The following is a 26,788-nucleotide window of genomic DNA, read 5'->3' as shown; positions in this document are numbered from 1 at the left end:
GATGAGCAGGATGGTTGTAATTGGTTTTTGGAGGAATGGATGACATTAATTTTCCCACATTGGAATGTTGACACCTTTTTCGCGTGCTACTTGTTCTGCTTTTTCATACCCTGCATCCACGTGACGGATGATACCCATGCCTGGATCTGTCGTCAACACGCGCTCCAGTTTACGCGCTGCGCGTTCGCTGCCGTCAGCCACTACGACCATTCCCGCATGTATGGCGTACCCCATACCTACACCACCACCGTGATGGACAGAAATCCAACTTCCTCCTGCCGCTGTGTTGACCAGTGCGTTTAAAATCGGCCAGTCAGCCACTGCATCACTGCCATCGCGCATAGCCTCCGTCTCACGGTTGGGGCTTGCCACGGAACCACAATCAAGGTGATCGCGACCAATCACAATCGGTGCGCTTAATTCACCGCTTTTTACCATCTCATTTAAGGCGAGACCAAACCGCACACGCTCACCATAGCCCAGCCAACAGATGCGTGCTGGCAACCCTTGAAATTGTACACGTTCTCTGGCTAAGGTTATCCAGCGACGCAAATGTTCATTGTCCGGGAAAAGTTTAAGAACGAGATCGTCCGTTTTATAGATATCTTCTGGGTTTCCAGAAAGCGCTGCCCAGCGAAACGGTCCTTTGCCTTCGCAAAACAAGTCGCGAATGTATGCGGGAACAAATCCAGGAAAGGCAAACGCGTCTGTTACACCCTCGTCGTAAGCTACCTGGCGAATATTATTGCCATAATCAAACACAGTCGCTCCTAGCTTTTGCAAGGAAAGCATAGCTTTTACATGTCTAGCCATACTGGACTTGGCAAGTTGAATATATCTTTCTGGGTTCTCCAGACGTAAGCGCGTGGCTTCATCTAGAGACAATCCTTGCGGGATATAACCGTTGAGCGGGTCGTGAGCTGAAGTTTGGTCAGTGACAAAGTCGGGAACCATCTCTCGCTGCACCAATTCCTCCAGAACATCCACGGCGTTGCCAAGCAGTGCTATGGATAATGCTTTTTTCTTGATTTTAGCTTCTTTAGCCAGAGCAAGTGCTTCATCCAGGCTGTTGGCCTGCACATCGCAGTATTTCGTTTCGATACGTCGGGCGATTCGCTGCGGATCGACTTCCACCACAATGGCGACGCCTTCATTCATAGTCACGGCGAGTGGCTGTGCGCCTCCCATCCCTCCCAGTCCAGCAGTTACAGTAAGTGTACCAGCCAGTGAAGGAAGTCCCTTTTGTCTAGCCGCAGCAGCAAAAGTTTCATAGGTTCCTTGGAGGATACCCTGTGTACCAATGTAAATCCAACTTCCAGCAGTCATTTGGCCAAACATCATCAGACCTTTGGCATCTAATTCTCGAAAATGCTCCCAAGTTGCCCAATGCGGTACTAACATGGAATTGGATATCAGGACTCGTGGGGCATCCTCGTGAGTGCGAAATTTTCCGACCGGTTTACCCGATTGAATTAACAAGGTCTCATCGGATTCAAGCTGTTCTAGATTGCGCACAATGGCGTGGTAGGCTTCCCAATTGCGGGCAGCCTTGCCAATCCCTCCATAGACGACCAAATCTTGTGGACGTTCGCCTACTTCGGGATCCAAATTGTTCATCAGCATACGCAATGCGGCTTCCTGTTCCCAGCCTTTACAGCGGAGTGTTTTTCCGCGAGGGGCGTGAATCGGATATTCAAGTTTAGCAGACATCCAAGCTCTCTCCTTCAAGGGACATCAATGGCAATCAACAAACGTATCCCTTCTATGGTCTTTTGCCCATCATGATAGCGTATTCAAACAGGTATGTCGCTGGAGCGGTTTGCGAAGTTAAGGCAAAGATTTGCTGACTGCAGCTTTCAGGATGCTCCAGTAATTTAAGAATTTAAGTAAAAATTTTACTCTTGAATGGATGCTTTTTTATGGCGTCTAAACTCACTAGGCGAGAGAGCGTATGTAGCACGGAAACACTTGCTGAAATAATTGGCGTCAGCCATGCCAACCGCATCTGCTACTTCGTTGATGCTTTTATCGCTATTGGCAAGCAGTTCAGCCGCTTTGGCAAGCCGTGCAGATCTTACATAAGAAGTCACAGTAGTCTGTAAATGTTGGCGAAAAAGATGGCTTAAATGAAAACGGCTGACAGCTACTTGAGCTGCGATTTCTGGGAGTGTCAAAGCAGATTGCAGATGACTGTGTATATACGCTACAGCCTGTTCTACAATAGGCGAAATCGCAGGTGTTTCTCTGGCGTCATGAGTTTGCCAAGCAGGGATAGGTTGATCATCATTTTTTTCGGCATGATGGTTAGGTGCATCACAATGGTCTAAATCGAGTTCCATTTCCTCCACCGAGAGAATCTGTATCTGATGTTCCATGGCTTGCAAGGCAGCCCTGCGTGCCAGGCGCAGCGCTTGTGGAATTTGTACTACCGTGTCCACCACTTTTTCCACTCCGATAAAGAGTCGCACAGGTAAAGGAATGGGTAAGCTGGCTAGAATGGCTTGCAACATATTGGAGAGATTCTCTTCATTCAGTACAGAATGATAGTGTGGAAAAGAGATCCACTCGTCTTCTTCTTGCCAAATTTGCAAGCATTGAGGAATATAATCGCGAGCAATCTCGGTAATATGTTGACGGATAGTAAATTTTTGCGTGTCACCCAGAAAAATTTGCGCCTCTTTGTCTAATTGCCAGCGTAAAACCATGACTTGATGGGGTGCCTGTTGCCAATCGAGATCGCTAAGAATATTCCAAAGCATCTTGGCACTCAGTGGTTGACCCAGTATCCAATGCCTCAGCAAATATTCTTCACTCTGAACACGTTGCCAATCATACGGTTTTTTCATATAACGCCATCTTTCCCTTTCCTCTTTGGCTGGGGTGGGTAACCAGCATTTTGGTAGCGCAGTACGCCAAGTTTGGCTTCGCCCATTAAAACGCGCTGCAATCTTGTGGGTAAGTCCTCTGTAGAATGCAGTACCAGTGTCATTCCCGAGTGTAGAGATTGGCCCACACCGACACCTCCACCTTGTTGCACGGTTACCATTGTGGCGCCACTTGCGGTCATGAGCAGAGAATTTAGAATCGGCCAGTCAGCTACTGCATCGCTTCCATCTGGCATGGTTTCTGTTTCGCGATGCGGAGATGCCATGGTTGATCCGGCAAAATGATCGCGGGTGATAGCCAATGGTGCTTCAGGTGGTTGCTGGTTGAGATATTCTGGGAGCCATTCGCATAATTGTTCGCGTTCTTCGTAAGTCAACCAAACAGAACGGGCAGGCAATCCCTGAAAGTGCACGTTTTCTTGAGCATAATGCAGCCAGTGTGTCATGCGTTGATTATGTGGGTAGTGTTTGAGCAAAGCAGCATCGAGTTGAAAAATATCCTGTGCTTTTCCAGAGAGTGCAATAAATCGTAAGGGGCCATCTCCTCGACTGAGACGTTGACGGGCAAATAAAGTAATAAAGGAGGGAATATTGACTGCCTGTTCTAGACCAGCTTCTTTTGCTGCTGCACGCAAATGGTTGCCATATTCAAAGATGATGCTGCCCATTTTGGCAAAACGCAACATAGCCGCGGTGTGGCGAACCACACTTTGAGCAGATAATGTCAAATAGTGACTAGGATTTTCCGTCCGTAAACGTAAAGCTTCCGACACACTGCATTCATCTGGAATGTAGCCTCTTAACAAATCGTGGGCAGGTGTCTGGTCAGTCACAATATCAGGGACCATCCCACGGTTAGCTATAGAATCGTAAATTGTTCCAGCATGACCGAGCAAGCCAATAGAAAGGGGGTATTTCTTGCGGCATGCTGCCTGAGCCATTTGCAAGGCATTTTCTATACTGTTTGTAGCTACGTCGATATATCCTGTATCGAGTCGCCGCTGAATCTGTTCTGCGCTTACTTCTGCTACAATGGCCACTCCGCCGTTCATTTTGACGGCCAAAGGTTGCGCACACCCCATGCCGCCAAGTCCACTTGTCAAGACCCACTTGCCCAACAGTGTACCGCCCCAGGATTCGGCAACTTCACGAAGCGTTTCGTAAGTATTCTGTAGAATGCCTTGAGCGCCAATGTATGCCCAAGATGCGGCCGTGGACTGTCCATACATCAGTAAACCTTTTTGCTCTAATTGATAATGGTGATCCCAATTTGCCCATTTGGGCACGAGCATGCCATTTGAAATAAGAACGCGCGGAGCCATGGGATGAGTAGCAAAAACGGCAACAGGTTGGCCTGACTGAATAAGCAACGTCTCGTCTTCTCGCAAGTCAGCAAGTAAGTTTTGTGTTTCTAGCAGTGCTGCTTTGTTGCGAATCGCTCTGCCGGTACCATAAACCGTCCATTCGTAAGGGTTTTCGGCTACAGCGGGGGAAAGAACATTCTCTAATAAGCGATACAAGCCTTCCTGTGGCCAACCTTGACAATGCGTAGGTTGCATTCGATAAGACATCATGTCACTCCGTTCTTTCTTGCCGTTCGCAATGAAACGCTTTCATTACCACAAATTCCTGCTAAAAGTTCGCAATATTTTGCGTAGTCTGTTGATTGAAACTGCGTTAGTCTTCCTATGAGAATCCACAATATGAGGAGGTAGTCAGCGAACATGTTCATGGAAAAGCACAGTATTGATTATATTCCAAGTCATGAGCGACATGGAAAGGCCCGAAGTTTGTTCACGATTTGGTTTTCTGCTAATGCTCAAATCACGACTGTGGTTACTGGAGTCTTGGCCATTGTACTGGGACTCAATCTAGGCTATGCCGTGCTAGCCATCGTGATCGGCAATCTGCTTGGAGGTCTCTTTATGGCTTATCATTCTGCTCAAGGTCCGAAGCTTGGCGTTCCGCAAATGATTCAAAGTAGGGCACAATTTGGGAAGATAGGGGCTATTCTGCCACTTATTTTAGTTATCGTCATGTATATTGGTTTTTTCTCGAGCAGTGCTGTGCTTGGTGCGCAGGCACTGTCTGGGGTTCTCCATCTTTCTGTCACCATGAGCATCATCATCGTGAATATCGCAGCAGTTTTACTGGTAACAATCGGCTATGACCTGATTCATACTTATGAAAAATATGTAGCTATTGTTTTTGTGATTTTATTTCTCTATATCAGTGTGCGTATGATGCAATTTTTACCGCATGTTCACTCGACACCCGTTCCGTTTCACTGGAGTGCCTTTTTGCTGGTCATTTCCATCATGGCAAGCTGGCAACTGACCTACGCTCCTTATGTAGCAGATTATTCTCGCTATCTGCCGGAGAACACGTCGGTAACAGCTACCTTTTTCTGGACCTATTTGGGTTCAGTCATCAGTTCATCCTGGATGATGATACTAGGGGCTATGGCTGCAATAATTGCACCTAAACAATCTGCGGATATGGTTCAATATCTTGAACAACTTTCTGGAACTCATTGGTTTTTTGTCACGGGTATCATCATTTTTCTGGGCGTTCTGGCTATTAATGCTCTCAATTTGTATGGAGGATTTATGTCGGTAACGACAACGCTAGGGGCCATTCGTCATTTACATGTTACAGGTTGGCAACGCATGCTTTTTATTTTGTCAGTTGGAGCCATTGGTACGCTCATCAGCATTCTTGGACAGGGGGATTTTTTGACAGAGTACTCAAATTTCATTTTGCTGTTACTTTATTTTATAGTGCCTTGGACGTCCATTAATCTAGTGGACTTTTACTTCTTACGCAAGGGGAAATATGACATAGAAGGTATTTTGGGACGTAACGATGCTTATGCTGGCATCAATCTTGCAGCTATTGTAGCTTATGTCATAGGTGTTCTTGTACAGTTTCCCTTTATGAATACAACCTTACATGAAGGATTCATCGCTAAATGGATGCATGGCGCAGATATTGCCTGGGTGGTGGGACTGTTTGTCTCAGCATTCTTCTATTATCTGCCCATGCGTCTCCAAATGAATCGGGAACTTAGCAAGACTCAGTTAAATTTGTAAAAAATCAGAGGAATTGTTTCAAGTGAAGACGAAGTTTACAATATTGTTGGATTTATGGTTAGTTTTTCGTTTGCGATGATAGATGTCCATGAAGATTCTATTTTTTTGACAAGCATCCGAGAGAACGGCAGGAGGTTTTTTTGTGCGGGTTGTCGTGACGGGGTATGGCATCGTATCGCCGTTAGGGTTAGGGGTTCCAATCTTTTGGGATTCTTTGTTGGCGGGTGTTTCTGGTATTCATGCTTCACCCGCCTCTTTGGCCAATTGGTCACCGGCGAGCGCAGATATTCCTGATTTTCAAGCGGAGCAATTTCTAGATAAAAAACGAGCGTCGGAATTGGATCGGGCAGCGCAGATGGCGATGGTAGCCGCTCGGGAGGCCCTCACTCAGGCGGGTTACGAACAAAGTGGTGAAGTAAACTGGGGAGTACCTGTTCATCGAGTAGGTATTGCCGTTGGGACTACTTATGGAGGTGTGGGTTCGCTGGTAGAAGGTGCGGAGGCGATTTATCGACAGGGTAGGAATCGCGTCAGTCCGCGTCTGGTTACCAAATCTATGCCGAGTGGCACGGCTGGTGTACTGGCTCGTCATTATGGCGTGATGGGACCTGTGCTCACCATTTCTTCCGCTTGTGCTTCTTCGGCCAATGCTATTGGCGAGGCGGCTGCATGGATTGCTGCGGGGCGAGCGGATATTGTACTGGTGGCTGGCACAGAGTCGCTGTTCAATCCACCAATTTTAGCGAGTCTCTCTGCTTCTGGGGCGCTTGCTAAAACGGGGAATGGCGACCCATCCACCTGGTCCCGTCCGTTCGATCGCGATCGGCAAGGGATGGTCATGAGTGAGGCAGCAGCTGTGTTGATTCTTGAGTCAAGGGCACATGCTGAAGCACGTGGTAAAGAAATTTTAGCTGAATTCGTTGGTTATGGAATCTCGAATGATGCCTATCATGATACTTCCCCTCATCCGGACGGTGTTGGCGCGGCGCTCGCTATGGAACAAGCTTTGCAGCAAGCTGGACTCCAGCCGAAGCAAATTGGTTATATCAATGCCCACGCCACTGCTACGCAAGCGGGTGATGTGGCAGAGTGTCGGGCATTGCGCAAGGTGTTTGCCGATGCGTTGGCAGATATTCCTGTTAGTTCAACCAAAGGAGCTACAGGACATGCTTTGGGGGCGGCAGGTGCCTTAGAAAGTATTGTCGCTCTTTTGGCACTGCAAACGAGCCGCTTGCCAGTGAATTTGCATTGTGATGCACCGGATGAAGAAGCGCCTCCGCTTTTGGTTTTAGGTGAGGTCATGTACCGCTCTGTAGATTATGTTCTTTCCAATTCTTTTGGTTTTGGTGGGCAGAATGCTTGTTTAATTTGGAAGAGAACGATATAAAGTCATTTCTCTAAGAAACCAGGAAATAGAGAAAGGAGAAGCCAGCACATGGTCATGACGGCTGAAGAACGTCGGCAGTATTTGCAAGACTTGTTTCCGGTTTGGCCGCGATATACCTTGTCTCAGCACTTTGAACATTTATTGACTCTTTATGCCCATCGTCCACTTCTGATTGTTGAAGATAACGTGTTTACCTATGAAGAAGCGTGGGAAAAGGGAAAAGCGTTTGCCAAATCTCTTCTCAAACTTGGTGTCAAACGTCGTCAACATGTGGCGTTGCTGATGGCTAATGAGGCGGACAACTTCTTTGCGATGCTCGGAGTATGGATGATCGGTGCTGTTTGTGTGCCCATCAATACCATGTTGCGTAGCGATGAAATCCACTATCTACTGCGTCAATCAGACAGCCGTTGGTTGATTATGCACCAGACTGCCAGTGGTGTGGCTCACGATGTTGAAATAGAGAAGATTTATGATGAATTGACGAATCGTGATCGGTCTATACATCTTGAACAGGTTGTTTGCATTCAAAATAGTGAACGGCCGCTTGACGGGCGATTTATATCCTGGGAAACTTTTCAGCATCTTGCCGACGATGTCAGTGATGAGATTTGGCGCAGGGAACTTGAAAAGAATCGTTATCCAGACGAAGTGGCAGATATTATCTATACATCAGGATCAACTGGGCTGCCAAAGGGTGTCATGATTACGCACGATATGTTTTTGCGATGCGGTTTCTCCACTGCACTCAGTCGTGCTTTTGAAGATGGACGAAGAATTTATACGGCGTTGCCGCTTTACCATGTCTTTGCATTGGTGGAGGGGATTTTAGCGGCTTCTTTTGTTGGCGGTACACTGATTACTTCGCCACGATTTACCGCAACGACTACTTTGCAAATGATGGAAAAATATAAGGCGACGGATTTTCTCTGCGTACCTTCAATGCTTGTGGCAGTTGTCAATCATCCTGAAGTTTCGCGTTATGATGTCTCTGTACTGAATGCGCTGATGTGTGCAGCAGCACCTGCCCCCATTGCCATTTGGGAGCGAGCGGTAGATGTGCTCGGAGTTCAGGAAATTTGTGCGGGTTATGGTGGAACAGAGGCGACTGCAGCCACAGTACATACTGAAGTTGGGGCTCCAATTGAGATTGTGGTCAACAAAGTAGGGCGGATTAAGCCAGGTGGCTCCAGTGGCTTACCGGAATTCGGCGGGGCAAATTGTCAGTATAAAACCATTGATCCGTTTACCGGGGAGGATTTACCACCTGGCGAGGTAGGAGAGTTGACGGTCCGTGGCAATCTGGTAACGCGTGGCTATTACAACAAGCCAGAAGAAACGGCAGCGGTTATTGACAAGGACGGTTGGTTTCGTACGGGTGATCTCGGTCGAATCGATGAAGAAGGTTATCTGGAATTACTTGGGCGCAGTAAGGAACTCTACAAAATTTCAGGAGAGAATGTAGCTCCCAAAGAAGTAGAGGATGTCATTTGTAAGCATCCAGCTGTAGCTCAGGCATACGTCGTAGGTGTCAAAGATGCTATGACTCACGAAACAGGGGCTGCCTTTATTGAACTGAAACCAGGAGTGGAATGTTCGCGTCGTGATATCATAGAGTTTTGTCAAGAACGCTTGGCAAAATTTAAAATTCCTCGTCATGTATGGTTTGTCAGCGTTGAAGAATGGCCAATGACTGGAACAGGAAAGATTCAAAAATTCAAGTTGCAAGAGATGGCAGAAGCTCGTTTGAATCGTGATGAGAGTGATATGCGATTCATGGAATCCTGAACCAAGATGTCCAGGTGCCAAGAAAAATTTCTAACAAGCAAAGCTCAGCCAGCCATCTGGTGTTGGCTGGCTTTTTTCCTTGTCGGCATCGTCTGCAAGATGGGGTATTCTGACAGACCCTTACTGATGCGAGGGACTGTTACCATCAGGAATCGTATCCGTTGTGTTTGTGTGAACTGTGATATTTCTCGTCATGCATTTCATAGTGTTTGCTAGGATGCATGGAATGTGAATGCGAGTGCATGGAATGATGCATGGAATGGTGCATAGGACTGTAACTGGACTTGCTTTTCTCTGCGTAATGAGGAGAAGGTATTTTTAACATTTGTCCGGGATAAATCATATTGGGATTGCGAATACCGTTTGCTGATACGATAGCTTGCACGGTTGTCCCGTATTTGACAGCAATATCACCGAGTGTATCGCCCTTTTGAACCATATAACGTACCATGAATGGATGGACACTCCCTTCTGTTGCTAGATCGTGGACCGTGCAGTAGTCTATGCTGATATGCAAAAAGAGTAGCGGGATCAATGCCTATGAAGAGAATCCAAAAAGGCCTATTTAGGACGAAAAGATGATAGCGAAGTGCTGTGGTTGGAACAGGTTAGGAGTTGGCATCATGAAAACAGTCATCTTGTTGATTGTCACAAGTATATTATGGGCGGGAAATTTTGTAGCCGGTAAAGATTTGGTGGGGCATGCATCAGCTTTGACCCTGACAGAATTGCGCTGGCTTCTGTCCGCGGTTTGTTTGGTGCCTGTCATACGATTAACAGAACGCAAGTTTTGGCCTCAAAAATCCACTTGGCTGCCACTGGTGGGCATGAGCGCTACAGGCGTCGTGTTATTCAATGTATTTACTTATCAGGCACTTGAGCATACAAGCGCCGACCAAGTCGGGCTTCTTTCAGCGCTTAACCCACTTGCCATAGCTTTGGCTTCATTATTTTTTCTTCGTGAGCGACTGCGTGGTCTACAGTGGATAGGCATGTTTATCTCTTTAGCTGGCGTTGTCGTTGTGATTACGAGTGGTCGCTTGATGAAACTGTTGCAGTTACAGGTCAATCAAGGAGATTTATGGATGTTGCTCGCAGTCGCCATATGGGGAATTTATGCGGTCTTTAGCCGACAAGCGATGCGCGATGTATCTCCTTATCTGGCTACTTTTTGGTCAGCCGCTATAGGAGCCGTAGTCTGCCTGCCTTTTACAGCTTCCGGTTTATATCATTTGCCTGCTTATCCCGCTTTTTGGTATGCAGCAGGATATACTGCCGTGCTCGGTACGGTCGTGGCTATGGTTTTTTGGAATCTTGGCGTTTTACGTATGGGCGGAACCGTTGCGGGCATGTTTCTCAATCTCAATCCCATCTTCACGGTCCTCATTGCTTTTTTTACGCTTGATGAGACTGTAGGGTGGGCAGAATGGTTAGGCACAGCTTTAGTCATAGGAGGTATGCTCCTGTTTGCTGTACGTAAACCATTAAGAAGACATCGTGTCCAGGCAAAACTTGCAGATTCTTTATCCTGTCAGGAGGATTAAATCATCATCGGTGTCCATATACAGGAAAAAGTCCTCCTTTACCCACAGAGGGTCGGGAAAAGGAGGATTTTGTATAGGGATAGGCTCACACAAATTGCTCTTCTTCGGTCGATCCGGTCAAGGCCGTGGTGGAGGAGAGTCCGCCAGCAATCACTTGAGTTACTTCATCAAAATATCCTGTGCCAACTTCTCTCTGATGACGAGTAGCGGTATATCCTTCTGCTTCACTTGCAAACTCTGCTTGCTGAAGTTGCGAATAAGCAGCCATGCCAAATTGACGATATTGATAAGCGAGAGAGAACATGCTGTGGTTCAAGGCATGGAATCCAGCCAGAGTGACAAATTGGAATTTATATCCCATATCACCTAATTGTTCTTGGAAGGTGGCTATTGTCTTTTCGTCCAATTTCTTCTTCCAGTTAAAGGACGGAGAACAATTATATGCTAATAATTTGCCAGGAAATTGCTTGTGAATAGCTTCAGCAAAAGCTCTGGCCTCTTCTAAATTAGGTTCTGAAGTCTCGCACCATATCATATCAGCGTATGGTGCATAGGCGAGACCTCTGGCAATGGCTGCATCCAGGCCTCCACGCATTCTGAAGAATCCTTCCACTGTACGTTCTCCAGTCAAGAAGGCTTGATCTCTTGGATCCACGTCACTGGTTATCAAGTGAGCACCATTTGCGTCTGTTCGGGCAATAATGACAGTGGGTACACCCAAAACATCCGCAGCCAGGCGGGCAGCAGTCAAGTTGCGGATAGCTTGTGAAGTCGGCAACAATACTTTGCCGCCCATGTGCCCACATTTTTTCTCTGATGAAAGCTGGTCTTCAAAGTGTACGGCGGAAGCTCCTGCCTCAATCATTTGCTTCATGAGTTCAAACACATTCAGCGGACCACCAAAGCCAGCTTCAGCGTCAGCTACAATCGGCACAAACCAGTCTATATCACCTACACCTTCTGCAGATTGAATTTCATCAGCGCGCATGAGTGCCTGATTAATTCGTTTGACTACGTGGGGAACACTGTTGGCTGGATATAAACTTTGATCAGGGTACATATGGCCCGATAGATTCGCATCAGCAGCGACTTGCCAACCGCTTAGATAAATGGCTTTCAAGCCAGCTTTAACTTGTTGGACTGCTTGATTGCCCGTCAGCGCTCCCAATGCTTTAATATGGTGTTCTTGATGCAATAATTTCCAAAATTTTTCCGATCCGATTTCTGCAAGTGTATGTTGAATGCGCACGCTGCTTTGTAATCTAACCACGTCAGTCGCTTGATAATTTCTTGCAATTCCGCTCCAACGTGGGTTCGTATTCCATTCTTCTGTCAACTGGGCAATTTTCCGTTCTCTTTGGCTCATTCTGATCTCTCCCTCTTTTTCTGTTATATCACTTTTTATTCTTATTGATTATTGTTGTATAACAGTGGTGGTAAAAAAATTTATTCGTTGGACAAATTCATACAACGTTCACATTCATAGAGTGCTCCAGATGTACTTGTTGAAATAGGACGATTGCAACGATAGCAATAAAAACGGTTCTCATTTTCCGGGAATTCTGGAGACACCCATCCGAGTTGAACAGCAGGATGCAGTGGCTGATACGGTCGAGGTATCCATCCATAATCGTCATAAATATTTTTCATGAAGATTCTCCTTTCTTCACTTTCGGATGATTGTATAATATAACAAATGATCTGAAATTTCTACTGTTATAAAACAGTTTGTGAAAAAATTTTTATATAAAAAAATGCACATCAAAAAAGAGGCGTTTTTCAACGCCTCTTTTTTGATGTCAGTTATGCGTGAATGCCTATTTTGTCGAGTAGAAAAGCCATTTGTGTGGCACGTTCTTTCCACATTTCCAGACGTCCTGAAGAACCGAAATGTCCAGCTCCCATGTGGATACGCATGGCAATCATGTGCTCATCCGTCTTCATGACGCGCAATTTGGCGACCCATTTTGCCGGCTCCCAATAACCTACTCGCGGATCGTTCAAACCTGTAGTGACTAGCAGGTGGGGATAATCTTTCGCTTTCACGTTATCGTAAGGACTATAGCTCTTCATATATTGATAGTCTGTTTCATTTTCCGGGTTTCCCCATTCGTCATACTCCAATGTTGTCAGTGGAATGGTTGGATCCAGCATTGTAGTTACTACATCCACAAAGGGGACATCAGCCTCAATGACAGCAAATAATTCTCCAGCCATATTAGCGACGGCACCCATCAGCAGGCCACCGGCGCTGCCACCACGAGCCGCCAATATCTCAGGAGAAGTATAACCTTTTTTGATGAGGTGTTTGGCGCAGTCGATAAAATCAGTGAAGGTGTTCATCTTCTGTTGGAGCTTGCCTGACTCATACCAGGAACGCCCCATTTCGCCGCCACCACGAACATGTGCAATGGCTATGATCAAACCGCGATCGAGCAAAGGCAGATTTTGAGCTTGGAAGACAGGATCAAAACAAATACCGTAAGACCCGTAGCCGTTTAGAAGCAGTGGAGCAGGTCCCTTATGAAGTGCGTCCTTGCGATAGACGAGTGAGATGGGAATCTTTGTTCCGTCTTCGCTGTATGCGTATTCGCGTTGCTGTGTGTAGAGGGTAGGATCGAATTTTCCTGGTATCTCCTGTACCAGCAAAGCTTCTTTGGTAAGTTGCTGAAGATGAACGGCATACGTTGTTTTGGGTGTTAAAAATGATTCGTATTGCAGCAAAAGTTCATGGGTCTGAAATTCGTACTGTTCGAGTACACGAACGGTATAGACCGTTTCAGACCATTCCAAACGGTGCAACTCGCCTTGCGCATAGATCCAAACTTGCGTCAATCCGTTATCTCGACCCTCCAGCACTAGAGCATCAGCAAATGGATAAACGTTTGTCAAATAACGTGTCTCATCATAGGGAAAAACATCTTCCAGTGGCTGGCGATTGGTCGTTGGACATTTTTGAAGTCGGAAGTTCGTAGCATTTTCATTGGTTAAGACGAGAAAATCTCCCTGCCAGTGTTCCAGGGTATATTCGATATTCGGCCGTTTGGCTTGGAACAGTGTCCAGTTTTCAGTTGGCTGATGAGTATGCAAATAGCGTGTTTCACTGGTGGTCTTGCTGCTCGACTGCAAAAAGAGATATTGACCGTCACGTGATTGGCTCAGGCTAATGACGCAGGTCATATCCGCTTCTTCATAAATGAGTATGTCCTCTTTGTCTCCGAGCTTATGTCGCCATAGTTGATAGGGCCTTTGGCTTTCATCCACACTTATGTAAAAAAGGTATTGGCCGCTTGCATCCCATTCTATACTGTCGCTGATAAACACATTGGGCACTTCGTCACTCAGCCATTCCCCGCTGGCTAAATCTCGCACGCGTAAGGTATAGCGGTCTGTACCGTCTCTGTTTTCTAAATAGGCCAGATACTGTTGATTGGGAGAAATACGACGTTCTGTCACACTCAAATATTCTCCTGGTTTAGCTAATACATTTAAATCGAGCAGTACCTCCGGGGTAGAATGAGCCAAATCCGCCCGGTGATTAGCCTTTTGGCGAAAATAGACGGGATATTGCCAGTCCTTTGCCTGACGACGGGAGTAAAAGTAAGAGCCAAAACGCACTGGGATGGCTTGTTCTTCGTCTGGGATACGGGCAATAAATTCCTCGTAGAGATTTTCGGAAAGTTGGTTTAGAGGTTGCATAACTTCGTCATAATAAGCGTTTTCAGCTTCCAGATACCGTAGAACTTCATCATTGTCTTTCTGATTGAGCCAATAGTAATCATCAGTCCGCACATCTCCGTGTTTCCTTTGCGGTTGAGGATGGCGGGGAGCGAGTGGTGGCTGCATGGGAAAACCTCCAATTTGTTTCGTTTCAAAGTCGTTGCCGATGATCAACATTATACTCTTTTTAAGATTTTGATTGGTGAAGAAACGCATTTCGTGATACTCTTTCGACATACAACAGCGTGTGAGGATGAGATACCATGCAGACGCTCAAAGGTTTTGAGGCCATCAAGGTGGCGGAAGAATATCAGGTTCAGTTATTTGATACTGAATACCGTAGTGAAGTTAGTGTGGAGGAAGCGAAACAGTTTATTGCCAGTCAACGTCGACCGCAATCTTTTGTCTTGTCCAATTGGCCTGATTCGGAAGAAGAAGCGGAGTCTTTGGTCTTGCAAGTGATGGAAACTCATTTGCAGGAAACATGCAATGCTCAAATTCGTCTGGATGAAATGCTTGTAAAAATGGATCAGATGGGTCAATCCATGCATCCTTATGCAGTGGAATTGGCGGCAGAACGTTTGGTGGCGCAAAGAAAATTAATTTTGGCCAGCACACAAAAAGATGTACCTGTTTTAGAATTACCAAGAACCATTTATTTCCGAGATAGTTTTCTTGAAAAGATAGATGATTTAATCTGTCCCGATTGTGCTCGGCTCGATCTCGATGGACCTTTTCATGCAGCTTGTGTTGTCAAACTGGTCGACTTTCTGGCTAGTGGTACCTTTACTTTAAATGATATCACTGAGGAACGAGAACCTTCCACAGGCGCATCTCTGCTTGGCAAGTGGACATCTCGTCCGGGGTTGGATATCCAATGGCTATCCAAGAGGGCTCAAGCTGCTAAAACAAGGTGGCAATCTGTCATTAAACCGTTTTTTACGCGTGAAGATGAAGATGAATATACATTGCCGAATGCTTCAGCGAAAAATGTTTTTGTTTCTCCGCCGCCGTCAACGCCCGTTGTCCATGAGGAGACTACTGTGGAGAAGATCGAGGAGCGTCCGTTATCCTCGGTGGATAAGCGAATTAGCAAACAACAATTGATTGAATATCTCCAATCTGTTGAAATCATTGATGAAGGTGGAGAAATCGTCAGATTGCGCAGAGAGCGCGGAGAACTTGAAAATCGGCTGGAATTGCGTGAGCAGGAGATTCGTCGATTGCAAAAGGAACAGGCGCTGCTTGAAAAACAATGTGAAGAGTTACAGGCAGATGTAAACAAATTTGTGGAAGCTATGCAGATTGTCTCTAAACGCAGTTCACGAAGTCTCGTGCAAGAGGCATCCGCCACCCAAACGCTCGACAAAGATCATGAATCTTAAGCTACCCTTGTTTTTGCGATGGGGAGCGGCAAATCAGAGGAGATGGATTAAGAACGGTTCTCAAATAGTTTGAGATAAGAGCCGTAGCCTTCTTCCTCTAGTTTATCTTTCGGTATGAATCGTAAAGCAGCAGAATTAATACAGTAACGCAGACCGCCTTTGTCTAGAGGGCCGTCTTCAAAAACGTGGCCGAGATGGCTGTCTGCATTCTTGCTGCGCACTTCCGTTCGAATCATGCCATGACTGAGGTCTGTTTTTTCCATCAGACAATTTTTATCAATAGGTTGACTGAAACTTGGCCAACCACAAGCTGAGTCAAATTTGTCTAGTGAAGAAAAAAGCGGTTCACCACTGACGATGTCAACGTAAATTCCTTCCGCGTGATGATTCCAGAATTCATTGCGAAACGGGGGCTCCGTGGCGTTCTCTTGAGTGACAGCGTATTGAAGTGGTGTCAAGCGTTGTTTAAGGGTTGGACGATCCATATTTTCCCGCCTTTCGTTTCGTAAGGGTGTTGACTGCCTTTATTATGGCACTTGGACGAAGCGGCTTCAATGAAGCGAATAGCACAGGAGTAGCGATTTGGTGTGTAAATTGAACAGAAACGGATGGGATAAACTTGAGTTTAGAATGGATGGCTGGTTTTGCTCGTTTTTTGGCCGATCACGGTTATACAACGACGATGTGGGAAAATGGTTTTCATTCTGAGGATGCTAACGAAGTCTGTCAAACGTTGAGTCAATGGTTTCAAGAAAAAACTCATATGGATGGAGAGTTTTTAATCATTTGGGGTGCTCTGGATGGTGTGCGCTTTTCAGGAGACGCTGAACTTGCCTATTTTGACGGTCAACAGGCTTACGTTATGCCAAACCCTTTTCTGGAAGGCAATGGTGACGCTTTTGTAGCCGCATTGGATGCGCTTGCTCATGATAGAAAAGATTTGCTTTATCCAGCAGAAATTCAAAAGCGTATACTATTTAATGCTGTTTGATCTGCATTTTTAGAGTAGTTGTTGATAATCGGTAATAATTGCGAAGAATTTTCCTGGCCAATAAGGCTGAATAAAATAGTATACTAAGTAGTAGACATCGCATGAATGTTTAATAGATAAAGGAGTGGATCCTTATGTACGAATATATTCCTTGGTATATTGGTTTGGCAGTGAGTGTGGCTGTGCTGGGAACCTATTTTATCAATATGATTCACGAAATTCGCAAGGAAGAATCTGATGAAAGTTTTCATCATCCTCACACTTCTCATTGACATTGAGCAGTGCAGGGAGCGCCATGCGCGTTTTGGGCCCTCTTGGGCTCATTTTTTATGTTGCTTTTGGCCCGAACTGAGCCTTCAGAACGTAACGTAGGCGGTTGCGTCATGCGTGTTCTGAGAAGCCCCTGCCTTTAGGTATGGGTAGTGGCCACGGTGGATTTTAATGGTAGATAAAAAAAGCCTAGAAAGAAACTTTGAAGGAGGATGGGACATGCGGGGCGTTCAATGGCTGCGGCTGGTTCCTTTGTTCATTGCTGCTGCATCAATCGGCGTAGGTGTATATACCAGTGAGCATCAGTCTAAAGAAACGTCACCCGTTTCTTCCGCATGGTTACAGAAAGTGGGTCAAATTTCTGCCCAGTCATCCTCGCCTCAGCTTTCTGACCCATCTCCTGAAAAACATGCTTCTTTGCATAGTCGTAGCACCACAAATGCTAGGTTTGATACCAAACGTGTGTCGAAGGCAGCTCAAAAGCAGGTAAACGTTAAGCATCATGCAACGACTATAAGTTCGCTTAGCAACTCATCTGTCGTCGGATCCAATCAAAATTCCACTCAACAACAGAAAAGTAAGAACTCTGTTTCAACCCGTTCAGGTTCAGATTCAAGCTCAATTTCAGGGGCTTCCTCAGTTTCTGCTACCCAACATACATCAACACCCGAACAAAGCTCGTCAAGTTCAGAGCAATCGCATCCATATGGCGAATTCACATTGATTGTGAGTAAGTTTGAACATGTCATCGCTCAAAAAGAGATCCCTATTGTCCCTGACGAGAATCTGATGCAATATACCGAGCAGAATTTTCAAGTACAAACCGCTTATGGAGGCGGATTTGTAGTCTCCATTAACGGCATTCGTTCGCAATGGACGGGTGTACCTGTGAGTCAGCGTAAACCTTACGACTGGTTTTTATATATCAATGGTCAGGAAGCGCCCGTAGGTGCTCTCCAGATTATTCCTAAAGCTGGAGATGTCGATGTATGGGATTATCACAAATGGAATCCTGCCACAGGTCAAGGATGAATCAGAGACCAATAATAATTCGCCAACCTCATCCGTATGTTTATCTCTGTTTGGCAATAGCTTGGCTTTTTTTGATTTTTTCAATTACTTCTCTCTGGCAAATGATTTTTTTATGGGGTGTATCGGGCTGCTTATTCTTTCTGCAGCAATCCCGTACACGACGTTCTTTATTATCCTGGCGTTATTTATGGATTCTGGCTATTGTATATGCGATTGTACAGATATTCGCTGATGCAGGTACACCGTTTGCCCCTTTGATTTGGACGAGTGGACGTCTGTGGGGAGGCTGGGAGTTGCGTTTAACTCCGGAAGGCTTATACGCTGGGATACTGCAGACTCTTCGTTATCTGACAGCGCTACTATCCATGACGACTTTGGCTCTAGTTGTGAAGCCGGAAGATATTCAACATTGGCTGCCTCATTCATGGGCTCGTTTGCGTATTCTGCTTTCACTTCTTTTCAATATGTTGCCAATGGTGATGGATGAGTACCAGCAGATTCGTGAGTGGCTGTCGTTTCAAGATCGGCTTTTTCCCAGCAAACAGCGACAAAACGCTTTTCTGGCTGCAGTGTTGAAAGTGGGCGTTGCCTTGCGAATGTTGCTCTCACGTGCGCTCGAGCGATCCTGGAAACTTTCTGAAACCATGATGGTGCGTGGTTATGGAATAGGTCAGAGCAGCCGTTACTTGCGTATGCGTTTTCACAAATCTGATGGGCTGCGTGTAAGTCTTTTGATAGCGATTATGCTCGTTTACGGATATGCCTTACTGAATCTTTCTATCATCAAACCCGATTGGATTTCCTTAAATTCCTTTAAAAGATTCTGCGAGTGGACATCATTGCTTATGTTTCTCTTCACCTTATTCTCGAGCTTTTGGGGAGATGTTAGAAAAGGGAGACTTGATATACAGAAGAGGGGAAATGGTGATTGAGCTTCGCAATCGATATTGGTCAACTGCTTTATACTTACCCCAATCAACTACAACCTGCTCTCTCTATAGAGAACTGGCAAGTGGAGGCGGGAGAGTGGGTTTACATACAAGGAAAGAATGGCAGTGGAAAATCAACCTTTCTCAAAATACTCAGTGGTGCCCTGCCTCGTTTTTATGGTGGGGAGGTTGTAGGAACGGTGTCTTTCTTTGGCCATTCCCTCATCGGCATCGACCCAATTGAACATACACGCTTGGTTGGTTATGTACATCAACAACCAGAAGCTCAATCTGTCTATCAGCACGTTGCCCAGGAAGTTGCATTCACGATGGAAAATTTAGGATTTCATCCATCTCAAATGCACTGGCGGGTCACTGAAGTATTGGAAATGATGGGTATTTTACACTTGCGCGACAAACCGCTTGCTGAATTATCCGGAGGTATGCGCCAGCGGGTCGCGTTGGCCGCTGCCATCGCCCATCATCCTAAAATTTTGTTGCTCGATGAACCTACATCCCAGGTCGATCCTGCTGCTGCTCAGAGTATTTTGCAGATGATTCATCAGTTCCAGTTAGAATGGGGAATGACTGTGGTGATGACCGAGCATCAGAGTCAGTCCATCTATCCTTATGCTGGTCAGGTTGTTATTCTTGAACAGGGTTCCATGGTTTGGCATGGAGCTGCTTGTGAGGCCGTGGCATGGTGGCGACAGCACAATCCCATTTTTTTGCCGATCACGGCGCAATACCCGCTTTGTTCAGAAACATCACCATTAGAAGCGCCTCTTTCTGTTCAGGACATGCGTCAGAAATTGCTCCATGGGATGAGGCAGAAAACCGCTGGAGATTCAGCGAAAATCAGTTCGGAAGATAAGCAGATTGACAAACGGTGCATTGATTTCAGCAAGCAAGGGACGGCGAAAGTCGATCCGGTTCAAGGGTTGGTCGAGTTGCAAAATGTCAACGCCTATTATCCTCTAGCGGAAAAATTAGTATTGCAGGAGTTGTCGCTTTCCCTCAAGGAGCAGAGCAAAATTTGTTTAATAGGTCCAAACGGATCGGGCAAATCCAGTATACTGCGACTTCTTGCAGGCATGTTGTTTGTGCATTCCGGAAAAGCAAAGGGAAGTTTGTTGGCAACCCATATGCGCAAGGGAAAGCGAATGATACTAAAAGACATTGCCTATTTGCCTCAGAATCCAGCTCAATGGCTGTTTGAAGAGAGTGTTGAGGAAGAATTTCGCCGAGTCTTTCGCCGATTCAATCAACCTTTGACGGAAGAACGGCTTGTTCAAATGCTTAAGCAAGTCCATTTGCTTGCAGAACGTCATCGATCCCCGCAAGATTTATCAGGTGGAGAGCAATTGCGCCTGTCGATCAGCTTGACTTTATTGCTGAAACCACGTTTGTTGTTGCTCGATGAACCCACACGCGGTCTGGATGCAGATACAAGGATTTGGCTTCTTGACGAGTTAACTAGATGGGATGGTACAGTATGTATGGCAACGCACGATTTGGAACTTGTGGCAGAATGGGCAGATGAGGTAGTCTTTATAGACAGTGGACAGGCTGTCGTCGTCGATAATCCACGCCGCTGGATGAGTCAGGCGATGCTTTATGCTCCGGTGCTGGCACGAGCTTTTCGGGGAGTTGATGACGAGGTGTTTACCTGGAAAGATGCCGGACTCCGGGGGTGGACCCTATGCAAGAGTCCATGTTAAACCTGCGTCGTCTTGAAATGCTGCAGATATGTGCGAGTCTGTTAGTAGCCTTAGTGGTGTTGATTTATGGTAGTTTGCATGGGTGGGCCTGGTATTGGATAGCCTTGGCTGTACTCGGTTTGGCTGGCTATGCAGGCATTTTGACCATGCAAAGAAAACTGCAGGATGCCCGGCTGTTGACCGTAATCGCTACATTGGCGGCGATTGCTTCGGTAGGACGAGATAGTGTGCAGGGGATTCCAGATGTTCAGCCAGCTACGTTTCTTATTCTCATGTCTGGTTTCAGTTTCGGACCGACAGTCGGCGCTGCAGTTGGAGCATTGACCGCAATCGGTTCAAATTTAATCTTGGGTGAAGGAATATGGACACCCTGGCAGATGGTTGCTTGGGGTGGGATAGGACTTTTAGCTGGGCTGATTCGCAAATTTTGGATTCGCTTTCCTGTCTGGGGATTAATTCCAGTTGCCGTCCTTGGAGCGTATGGATTTGGCTGGTTTATGGATATTCAATACGTGATAGGCGAACAGCACTTGAATTGGCACACTTATCTTCTGGCCTGTATGAGTAGTTTTTTTCCTTTCGACACAACACATGCAGGGGTTACAGCAGGTCTAGTGCTTGTGGCTGGGAAACCCGTTTTTCGCTTGATGGAACGCTACAAACAGCGCATGGAGGCAAAGACGATTTCAAATCGCTCTGTCCAGGAAACCTCGCAAGAAACTTCGCAATCTATGAAATAAATAACGAGAGGGGTTTTACAAGTGAAACATATTCTTCGTTTTGGCACAGGATTCTTAGCCGCTAGTCTCTTAGTCGCGCCCATGACAGTGTATGCAGCCAACAACAATACTCAACCAACTGTAGCAGAAGCTGAGGCGTCGGCTGTTGCTTACATGAACTCGACTCAAGCAAACAGCTTGGTGAATTGGACCAAAATTGCTGATTTTGCAGCAGGACATATGGTTGCTTCACCTACATGGCCGGCCAAAGACCTGTCTGCGTCTGCTAGTACAGGAACGCTTGTTAAAGTGATTTTGAGCATGCTTGCTACTCATCGTGATCCGCATCAGGTGCATCATGTCAATTTGGTGCATGTATTGGCTAGCCGACAAATCTTAAGCGGTAAAAATGCAGGTTATTTTGCGGATGACAATAAAGGCACTGTCACAGGCAGTGTGACGAATCAGGCGCTGGCCATCATCGCACTTGAGGACGCTGGGAATACCGAATGGAATCCTAAACTTGCTGAGACGTGGTTGCTCGCACAGCAAAATAAAGATGGTGGTTTCGGCTATGCAACAGGAGTAGCGAGCGATTCCAACGATACAGCTTATGTGATTGCTGCGCTTAGTTCTCTGGGACTGACAGCAAAATCTCCAGCTATAGCGAAGGCGTTGCAATACGAGCGTTCACTTCAGCAGTCGAATGGTGGTTTTCTCTATCAAAGCAGTTCCCAATCTACAGATGCAGACTCTGATGGAACGGTTATGGATGCTCTTGCCAGCGTAGGCATTCGTCCTACAGCATGGACGGTAAATGGTCATTCACCCTTAGATAACTTAATGTCACTTTACGATGTAAAATCTGGTGGTTTTCGTTATATGAGCAGTGGCGAATATTCAGGAGTCAATGGCTATTCTACGCGTGATGCCATTTTTGGCTTGGCTGCCAGTGTAACGGGTGAATCTGTGTTCCAACGTCTACGCGCACCTCATTTAACTTCATTGAATCATTACTGGGACTCTATTGAAGTCAAGGGTGGTGCTTGGATCAATCATCATTGGATTCCTTTTATGCAGTTGAGGGATGTAGCTGCTGCAGGTACTTATCTGAATGAATTGAATCCCTACTGGCAAAGCGTTGCCGAAAATGGCGGCTTATGGGAAACAGTAGATGGCCATCCTGTATGGGAAGCTTGGAATTATCAACTCGCCAAACAAGCCTTGTCTGCTACATTTGGTGCGGATGCGGTCTATATTTCTCATCTATCCTGATACTTAGCAGTCAGAAAAATGTATCATTCTTAATGAGAGAAAGCAGCTTCCGCGCGGCAGCCTTGATGGTCGCGCGGAAATGGTACATACCTGTAAAAATTGTAGCCGATACTAGCAGCAGGTAATCTGCAGGGAGGTATCGGTTTTTGAACGCTCAAGGGCCAGGACAAGTTAAATTAGAGAATCATTTGCGGCAACATCTGAGTTTAGATGATCGCCGCAAAATGGAACGTTCCTTTGAAGCCATTAGTCCATTTGAATTTAAGAATGAGTTGATTCGTCTTGCTTCTGAGAAAAGCAAACAGGGCGCGGCGACTTTGCTCAATGCTGGTCGTGGAAATCCTAATTGGATTGCAGCCACACCTCGTGAGATGTTCTTCATGCTTGGCAACTTTGCTCTAGAAGAAAGCAAGCGTGTTTGGAGTGCAGGACATTTGGCGGGTAAGCCATCGAAACAAGGAATTGCTGAACGCATGCATATATTTTTAAATAATCATGAGACGGATGAAACTTCCAAATGGTTGCGTTCGTTTGTTGAGTACGGCAATTCACGTGGTTTTCCACCGGATGACTGGGTATTTGAACTTGTTGATGGCATCATTGGCGATAACTATCCCGAGCCTGATCGGATGCTGACGTATACGGAAAAAGTTGTCCATGACTTTCTGATTCGGGAAATTTGTCAGAATCAGTTCCCCTCCAGCAACTTTGAACTATTTGCTGTCGAAGGTGCAACAGCTGCCATGTGTTACCTGTTTAATACACTTTTGGAGAATCATTTGTTGAATCGCGGCGATAAGATTGCTATTGCAGTTCCGATTTTCCCGCCTTATGTGGAAATTCCAGAATTGCATAAATACAACTTTCATGTAATCAATCTTTATGCCAGTGGGATTGATAATCGTGGAGAACATACTTGGCAATATCCAAAAGAGGAATTAGATAAACTCAAAGACCCTTCTGTCAAAGCGCTTTTTCTCGTCAATCCAAGCAATCCGCCATCTGTTGCTATGAGTCCGCAATGCATAGATGAAATTGCCCAAATCATTCATCAGCACAACCGAGAATTGATCATTATCAGTGACGATGTCTACGCTACGTTTGTCGACGAGTATTGTTCATTGCTTGCCAAGTTGCCCCGCAATACGATTGGAGTGTATTCGCTTTCCAAATATTTTGGTGTCACCGGATGGCGTCTTGGAGTTATTGCCATTCATCCCGATCACGTTTTGAATGATAAATTGGGTGATTTACCGGATCAGATTCAAGAAGAACTTGCCAATCGTTATCGTTCGTTGACTCAACATCCGGAAAAATTAAGTGTTATGGAACGGCTGGTAGCTGACAGTCGTGAAGTTGCCCTCAACCATACGGCTGGATTATCCACGCCTCAGCAGATACAAATGGCTATGTTTACGTGGTTTGCGCTAACGGAAGATGGGCAGCGTTATAAACAGCAGACACGTGATATCTGTCGACATCGAATGGCGCTTCTTTACGAAGGTTTAGGATTGCCGCAACCGAATTTAGCGTACTGTGCGGATTACTATACAGAGTTCGATCTGGAAGTATGGGCAAAGCATCACTATGGAGACGCTTTTTTTGAATTCCTTGCTGCCCATTATGAACCTGTGGATATACTCTTTCGTCTTGCTGAGCAATCCGCTATCGTTTTACTCAACGGTGGAGGCTTTGCCGGACCCAAATGGTCGATACGTGTTTCTCTTGCCAATCTGAATGATGAGGCTTACTCAGACATCGGTAAATATCTTCATCAAGCTCTGGAATCGTACGTTGCGGCGTGGCGGGGACAAGAATCGCCAAATGGCTTACCATCTTCATAAGTTTCCTAACTTGAGTTTGCAAAGCGAGGGCCTTAGCAAAAGTGTATTTTGTTTATATGGTGAAGTGTAATGATGGTTCGTATTATACTGGTGTGACAACCCATCTGATGCAACGAGTAAAAGCTCACAATTCAAGTGCCAAAGGAGCCAAATATACGCGTAGCCGTCGACCTGTGCACTTGGTGTATAGTGAACCGATTTTACACAAGTCGGCGGCTTTGTCGCGGGAATATGCGCTCAAACGCTTATCACATGCTGAAAAAGCCGCTATGGCAGAAGCTTGGCTTCAGTATCACAAGTCACTTGGTGAGAAGGCTGAAGATTCTTGAAGAAATGTTTTCACATCAGCCATTACTGCGTTTGCGGCTTCTTGCCAAAAGTCGCTTTGGGTCAAATCGACGCCCAGATGCTGTTTTGCTAAATTCTCTACATTCATACGACCTGTATCTCGAAGCAGGGTCACATATTTATTGCCAAAGGAAAGACCTTCGGCTTTCGCTCGCGCATAAATACCTGTGCTAAAGAGGTAACCAAAAGTGTAAGGGAAATTGTAGAACGGTGTTCCCGTAATATAAAAATGTAATTTGGATGCCCAAAAATGTGGATGGTAACTAGATAAAGCGTTATGGAAAGCGTCTTTTTGCGCTTGAGTCATCAATTCGTTCAAATCCTGGACACCAAGCATGCCGCGCTTTCGCTCTTCATAAAAACGTGTTTCAAACAAGAATCGCGCGTGTATGTTCATGAACATAACAACACCGCGATCGACCTTATCTGCTAGAAGAATTAAGCGTTGTTTCGGGTCACTTGCTTCTTGCATAGTGGCATCAGAGACAATCGCTTCTGCAAATGTAGAGGCTGTCTCAGCAACATTCATAGCATAGCGAGTTTGGTAATACGGAAGTCCACGCATAACGTGCTGATGAAAGGCATGACCGAGTTCATGCGCTAGCGTAGAGACGTTTCCCGCCGATCCAGAAAAGGTCATGAAAATGCGCGTCTCTTGACTGATGGGGAAGCTGGTACAAAAACCACCTGGACGCTTGCCGGGTCTATCCTCGGCTTCAATCCAACGTTTTTCAAAACATTGGGAAGCGAATTTCCCCATTTCAGGATTGAAACGGCTGAATTGCTCGACGATTAAATCCCTGGCTTCTTGGTAAGAAAAGCGTTGTTCCATTTGACCAAGCGCTGCATCCACGTCACACCAAGAAGGTGCATCTACGCCAAGAAGCCGTGCTTTTTCTTTTAAATATTCCAGTAGTAGAGGTTTATTTCGCTCAACGGTATCCCACATGGCTTCCAAGGTTTCCTGACTCATTCGATTGATAAGCAGCGGTTCAGAAAGCGGCGAAGACCAACCTCTGGCACGGTAGAGTGCTAGACGATAACCTGCTATATGATTCAAAGTAGGCTGAAGCAAATCGGCTTCTTTAGCCCAAGTATCTTCCCAAATTTGGAAAATAGTTTCCCGTTCTTGGCGATTTTGTGAAGACATGCGATTAAACGCCTGACCCATGGATAGTTGTTCCGTTTTTCCGTCTTTATGTAATGTTATAGACATACGTCCAACTAAAATATTGTATAAATCCCCCCAGGAACGGTAACCGTCGATACCAAGTTGCACTGCCAAATCTTCCATTTCGGCTGGTAATTTGTCTTTAGCCCTGCGCGCGCGTTCGTTAAGCCAGAACCGGAATTCATCCATCTCAGGAGCTTTGAGAATAGTTTCTAATTGTGTGGCATCCAAACGCAAAAGATGCGCATCCAATTGAATCAGCAGCTTTTGATAAAGGGCATCTAATTCGTAGAGACGTGTTTGCAGCTGTTTGGCTTTTTCGTCCTTAACATCTGCTGATACCAAGCAGGAAAGGTAAGACCCGACTTCATGTAAGCGTGCGCCACAATTCTGAAGTTTTTGGATGACGTGCAGCAAAGAATCCGTTTTCATTCCCTCTTCAAGAAATTGCAACTGTTTCCGTGTTTCTTCCATGAAATGTGTAATTTCTGGAGAGTTGCTGTCTCCAGGAAATACGCTTTGCAAATCCCAACGCATCATGGACATATCCGACATTTCATCCCACCTCCAAGAGTCAGTATATCGAAAGACATGGAATTTGGGCTATAAGGAAAAGTGATAAAATATAAACTAGTGTAAAATAAGGAACTGGGCTTTCTATAGAGATCTATTGTATAGAACATTGAT

Annotated in this window: 23 protein-coding genes; 14 read left to right on the top strand and 9 right to left on the bottom strand. The window is 45.8% G+C overall.

Annotated elements, in window-relative coordinates:
- Positions 1 to 45 precede the first annotated feature (45 nt).
- From hutU (BUA75_RS09225) to hutU (BUA75_RS09215), 3 genes are all read right to left on the bottom strand, one after another.
- On the bottom strand, positions 46 to 1,710 hold the full coding sequence (hutU, locus tag BUA75_RS09225; protein ID WP_072874320.1) for a urocanate hydratase: 1,665 nt from the start codon (positions 1,708 to 1,710) through the stop codon (positions 46 to 48).
- A gap of 185 nt (positions 1,711 to 1,895) precedes the next feature.
- The gene (locus BUA75_RS09220) at positions 1,896 to 2,846 is read right to left on the bottom strand and encodes an AraC family transcriptional regulator (protein WP_072874319.1); all 951 of its coding nucleotides are present in this window, start codon (positions 2,844 to 2,846) and stop codon (positions 1,896 to 1,898) included.
- Positions 2,843 to 4,456: a urocanate hydratase gene (gene hutU, locus BUA75_RS09215; protein WP_238413652.1), complete on the bottom strand. Its 1,614-nt coding sequence runs from the start codon at positions 4,454 to 4,456 to the stop codon at positions 2,843 to 2,845. The genes BUA75_RS09220 and hutU (BUA75_RS09215) overlap by 4 nt, the downstream gene beginning before the upstream one ends.
- Positions 4,457 to 4,609: 153 nt before the next feature.
- Between hutU (BUA75_RS09215) and BUA75_RS09210 the strand changes: the two genes are divergently transcribed.
- The 3 genes from BUA75_RS09210 (at position 4,610) to BUA75_RS09200 (ending at position 9,152) form a co-directional block, all read left to right on the top strand.
- Positions 4,610 to 5,977, top strand: a complete 1,368-nt coding sequence (locus tag BUA75_RS09210; RefSeq protein WP_072874317.1) for a purine-cytosine permease family protein — start codon at positions 4,610 to 4,612, stop codon at positions 5,975 to 5,977.
- 142 nt (positions 5,978 to 6,119) lie between these two features.
- Entirely contained in the window at positions 6,120 to 7,364 is a 1,245-nt protein-coding gene (locus tag BUA75_RS09205) for a beta-ketoacyl-[acyl-carrier-protein] synthase family protein (RefSeq protein WP_072874316.1), read from the top strand.
- 48 nt (positions 7,365 to 7,412) lie between these two features.
- The gene (locus tag BUA75_RS09200) at positions 7,413 to 9,152 is read left to right on the top strand and encodes a class I adenylate-forming enzyme family protein (RefSeq protein WP_072874315.1); all 1,740 of its coding nucleotides are present in this window, start codon (positions 7,413 to 7,415) and stop codon (positions 9,150 to 9,152) included.
- A 145-nt stretch (positions 9,153 to 9,297) separates the two neighbouring features.
- Here BUA75_RS09200 and BUA75_RS09195 read toward each other — a convergent pair whose 3' ends face one another.
- Positions 9,298 to 9,603 (bottom strand): LysM peptidoglycan-binding domain-containing protein, encoded by a 306-nt coding sequence (locus BUA75_RS09195; protein WP_072874314.1) that lies wholly within the window; start codon positions 9,601 to 9,603, stop codon positions 9,298 to 9,300.
- A gap of 172 nt (positions 9,604 to 9,775) precedes the next feature.
- Here BUA75_RS09195 and BUA75_RS09190 point away from each other — a divergent pair, with 172 nt between their 5' ends.
- Entirely contained in the window at positions 9,776 to 10,696 is a 921-nt protein-coding gene (locus BUA75_RS09190; protein WP_072874313.1) for a DMT family transporter, read from the top strand.
- Between the two features lie 85 nt (positions 10,697 to 10,781).
- On the opposite strand, the gene aceA is transcribed toward BUA75_RS09190, so the two are convergent.
- From aceA to BUA75_RS09175, 3 genes are all read right to left on the bottom strand, one after another.
- Positions 10,782 to 12,062, bottom strand: coding sequence for an isocitrate lyase (aceA, locus tag BUA75_RS09185; RefSeq protein ID WP_072874312.1), 1,281 nt, complete (start codon positions 12,060 to 12,062; stop codon positions 10,782 to 10,784).
- 80 nt (positions 12,063 to 12,142) lie between these two features.
- Positions 12,143 to 12,346, bottom strand: coding sequence for a hypothetical protein (locus tag BUA75_RS09180; RefSeq protein WP_072874311.1), 204 nt, complete (start codon positions 12,344 to 12,346; stop codon positions 12,143 to 12,145).
- A gap of 153 nt (positions 12,347 to 12,499) precedes the next feature.
- Positions 12,500 to 14,542 (bottom strand): S9 family peptidase, encoded by a 2,043-nt coding sequence (locus BUA75_RS09175; RefSeq protein ID WP_072874347.1) that lies wholly within the window; start codon positions 14,540 to 14,542, stop codon positions 12,500 to 12,502.
- A gap of 137 nt (positions 14,543 to 14,679) precedes the next feature.
- On the opposite strand from BUA75_RS09175, the gene BUA75_RS09170 reads away from it, so the two are divergent.
- Positions 14,680 to 15,801, top strand: coding sequence for a hypothetical protein (locus BUA75_RS09170; protein ID WP_072874310.1), 1,122 nt, complete (start codon positions 14,680 to 14,682; stop codon positions 15,799 to 15,801).
- Between the two features lie 47 nt (positions 15,802 to 15,848).
- Here BUA75_RS09170 and msrB read toward each other — a convergent pair whose 3' ends face one another.
- Positions 15,849 to 16,286 carry a peptide-methionine (R)-S-oxide reductase MsrB gene (gene msrB / locus BUA75_RS09165; protein WP_072874309.1) on the bottom strand — a complete coding sequence of 146 codons (438 nt, stop codon included), beginning with the start codon at positions 16,284 to 16,286 and terminating at the stop codon, positions 15,849 to 15,851.
- Between the two features lie 134 nt (positions 16,287 to 16,420).
- Between msrB and BUA75_RS09160 the strand changes: the two genes are divergently transcribed.
- The 9 genes from BUA75_RS09160 to BUA75_RS09125 all read left to right on the top strand — a co-directional run bounded on the left by BUA75_RS09160 (position 16,421) and on the right by BUA75_RS09125 (position 24,911).
- On the top strand, positions 16,421 to 16,792 hold the full coding sequence (locus tag BUA75_RS09160; protein ID WP_072874308.1) for a hypothetical protein: 372 nt from the start codon (positions 16,421 to 16,423) through the stop codon (positions 16,790 to 16,792).
- A gap of 134 nt (positions 16,793 to 16,926) precedes the next feature.
- Positions 16,927 to 17,064: a hypothetical protein gene (locus BUA75_RS15885; protein ID WP_165611988.1), complete on the top strand. Its 138-nt coding sequence runs from the start codon at positions 16,927 to 16,929 to the stop codon at positions 17,062 to 17,064.
- Between the two features lie 217 nt (positions 17,065 to 17,281).
- The gene (locus tag BUA75_RS09155) at positions 17,282 to 18,094 is read left to right on the top strand and encodes a DUF4430 domain-containing protein (protein WP_072874307.1); all 813 of its coding nucleotides are present in this window, start codon (positions 17,282 to 17,284) and stop codon (positions 18,092 to 18,094) included.
- A complete protein-coding gene (locus BUA75_RS09150) occupies positions 18,052 to 19,026 on the top strand; it encodes an energy-coupling factor transporter transmembrane component T family protein (RefSeq protein WP_083574252.1) in 975 nt (324 codons plus the stop codon). The genes BUA75_RS09155 and BUA75_RS09150 overlap by 43 nt, the downstream gene beginning before the upstream one ends.
- Positions 19,023 to 20,744, top strand: a complete 1,722-nt coding sequence (locus BUA75_RS09145; protein ID WP_072874305.1) for an ABC transporter ATP-binding protein — start codon at positions 19,023 to 19,025, stop codon at positions 20,742 to 20,744. Before BUA75_RS09150 ends, BUA75_RS09145 begins: the two co-directional genes overlap by 4 nt.
- Positions 20,726 to 21,484 carry an ECF transporter S component gene (locus tag BUA75_RS09140; protein ID WP_072874304.1) on the top strand — a complete coding sequence of 253 codons (759 nt, stop codon included), beginning with the start codon at positions 20,726 to 20,728 and terminating at the stop codon, positions 21,482 to 21,484. The genes BUA75_RS09145 and BUA75_RS09140 overlap by 19 nt, the downstream gene beginning before the upstream one ends.
- Positions 21,485 to 21,505: 21 nt before the next feature.
- Entirely contained in the window at positions 21,506 to 22,738 is a 1,233-nt protein-coding gene (locus tag BUA75_RS09135; protein ID WP_072874303.1) for a prenyltransferase/squalene oxidase repeat-containing protein, read from the top strand.
- A 146-nt stretch (positions 22,739 to 22,884) separates the two neighbouring features.
- On the top strand, positions 22,885 to 24,582 hold the full coding sequence (gene aspD, locus BUA75_RS09130) for an aspartate 4-decarboxylase (protein ID WP_242650284.1): 1,698 nt from the start codon (positions 22,885 to 22,887) through the stop codon (positions 24,580 to 24,582).
- A 56-nt stretch (positions 24,583 to 24,638) separates the two neighbouring features.
- A complete protein-coding gene (locus BUA75_RS09125; RefSeq protein WP_072874346.1) occupies positions 24,639 to 24,911 on the top strand; it encodes a GIY-YIG nuclease family protein in 273 nt (90 codons plus the stop codon).
- Here the strand turns inward: BUA75_RS09125 and BUA75_RS09120 are convergent.
- Positions 24,875 to 26,656: a M3 family oligoendopeptidase gene (locus BUA75_RS09120; protein ID WP_242650283.1), complete on the bottom strand. Its 1,782-nt coding sequence runs from the start codon at positions 26,654 to 26,656 to the stop codon at positions 24,875 to 24,877. The genes BUA75_RS09125 and BUA75_RS09120 overlap by 37 nt on opposite strands.
- Between the last annotated feature and the right edge of the window lie 132 nt (positions 26,657 to 26,788).

The organism is Alicyclobacillus tolerans, from assembly GCF_900142255.1.
Classification (GTDB): Bacteria; Bacillota; Bacilli; order Alicyclobacillales; family Alicyclobacillaceae; genus Alicyclobacillus_I; species Alicyclobacillus_I tolerans.
The sequence above is the reverse complement of the archived record's forward strand: the minus strand, read 5'-3'. Positions and strand labels throughout refer to the sequence as shown.

Bases quoted from the DNA above. Each gene is read 5' to 3' on its own strand.
- hutU (WP_072874320.1), bottom strand. From the start codon at position 1,710: ATGTCTGCTAAACTTGAATATCCGATTCACGCCCCTCGCGGAAAAACA.
- BUA75_RS09220 (WP_072874319.1), bottom strand. From the start codon at position 2,846: ATGAAAAAACCGTATGATTGGCAACGTGTTCAGAGTGAAGAATATTTG.
- hutU (WP_238413652.1), bottom strand. From the start codon at position 4,456: ATGTCTTATCGAATGCAACCTACGCATTGTCAAGGTTGGCCACAGGAA.
- BUA75_RS09210 (WP_072874317.1), top strand. From the start codon at position 4,610: ATGTTCATGGAAAAGCACAGTATTGATTATATTCCAAGTCATGAGCGA.
- BUA75_RS09200 (WP_072874315.1), top strand. From the start codon at position 7,413: ATGGTCATGACGGCTGAAGAACGTCGGCAGTATTTGCAAGACTTGTTT.
- BUA75_RS09195 (WP_072874314.1), bottom strand. From the start codon at position 9,603: ATGGTACGTTATATGGTTCAAAAGGGCGATACACTCGGTGATATTGCT.
- BUA75_RS09190 (WP_072874313.1), top strand. From the start codon at position 9,776: ATGAAAACAGTCATCTTGTTGATTGTCACAAGTATATTATGGGCGGGA.
- aceA (WP_072874312.1), bottom strand. From the start codon at position 12,062: ATGAGCCAAAGAGAACGGAAAATTGCCCAGTTGACAGAAGAATGGAAT.
- BUA75_RS09180 (WP_072874311.1), bottom strand. From the start codon at position 12,346: ATGAAAAATATTTATGACGATTATGGATGGATACCTCGACCGTATCAG.
- BUA75_RS09175 (WP_072874347.1), bottom strand. From the start codon at position 14,542: ATGCAGCCACCACTCGCTCCCCGCCATCCTCAACCGCAAAGGAAACAC.
- BUA75_RS09170 (WP_072874310.1), top strand. From the start codon at position 14,680: ATGCAGACGCTCAAAGGTTTTGAGGCCATCAAGGTGGCGGAAGAATAT.
- msrB (WP_072874309.1), bottom strand. From the start codon at position 16,286: ATGGATCGTCCAACCCTTAAACAACGCTTGACACCACTTCAATACGCT.
- BUA75_RS15885 (WP_165611988.1), top strand. From the start codon at position 16,927: ATGTACGAATATATTCCTTGGTATATTGGTTTGGCAGTGAGTGTGGCT.
- BUA75_RS09155 (WP_072874307.1), top strand. From the start codon at position 17,282: ATGCGGGGCGTTCAATGGCTGCGGCTGGTTCCTTTGTTCATTGCTGCT.
- BUA75_RS09150 (WP_083574252.1), top strand. From the start codon at position 18,052: ATGGGATTATCACAAATGGAATCCTGCCACAGGTCAAGGATGAATCAG.
- BUA75_RS09140 (WP_072874304.1), top strand. From the start codon at position 20,726: ATGCAAGAGTCCATGTTAAACCTGCGTCGTCTTGAAATGCTGCAGATA.
- BUA75_RS09125 (WP_072874346.1), top strand. From the start codon at position 24,639: ATGGTGAAGTGTAATGATGGTTCGTATTATACTGGTGTGACAACCCAT.
- BUA75_RS09120 (WP_242650283.1), bottom strand. From the start codon at position 26,656: ATGTCGGATATGTCCATGATGCGTTGGGATTTGCAAAGCGTATTTCCT.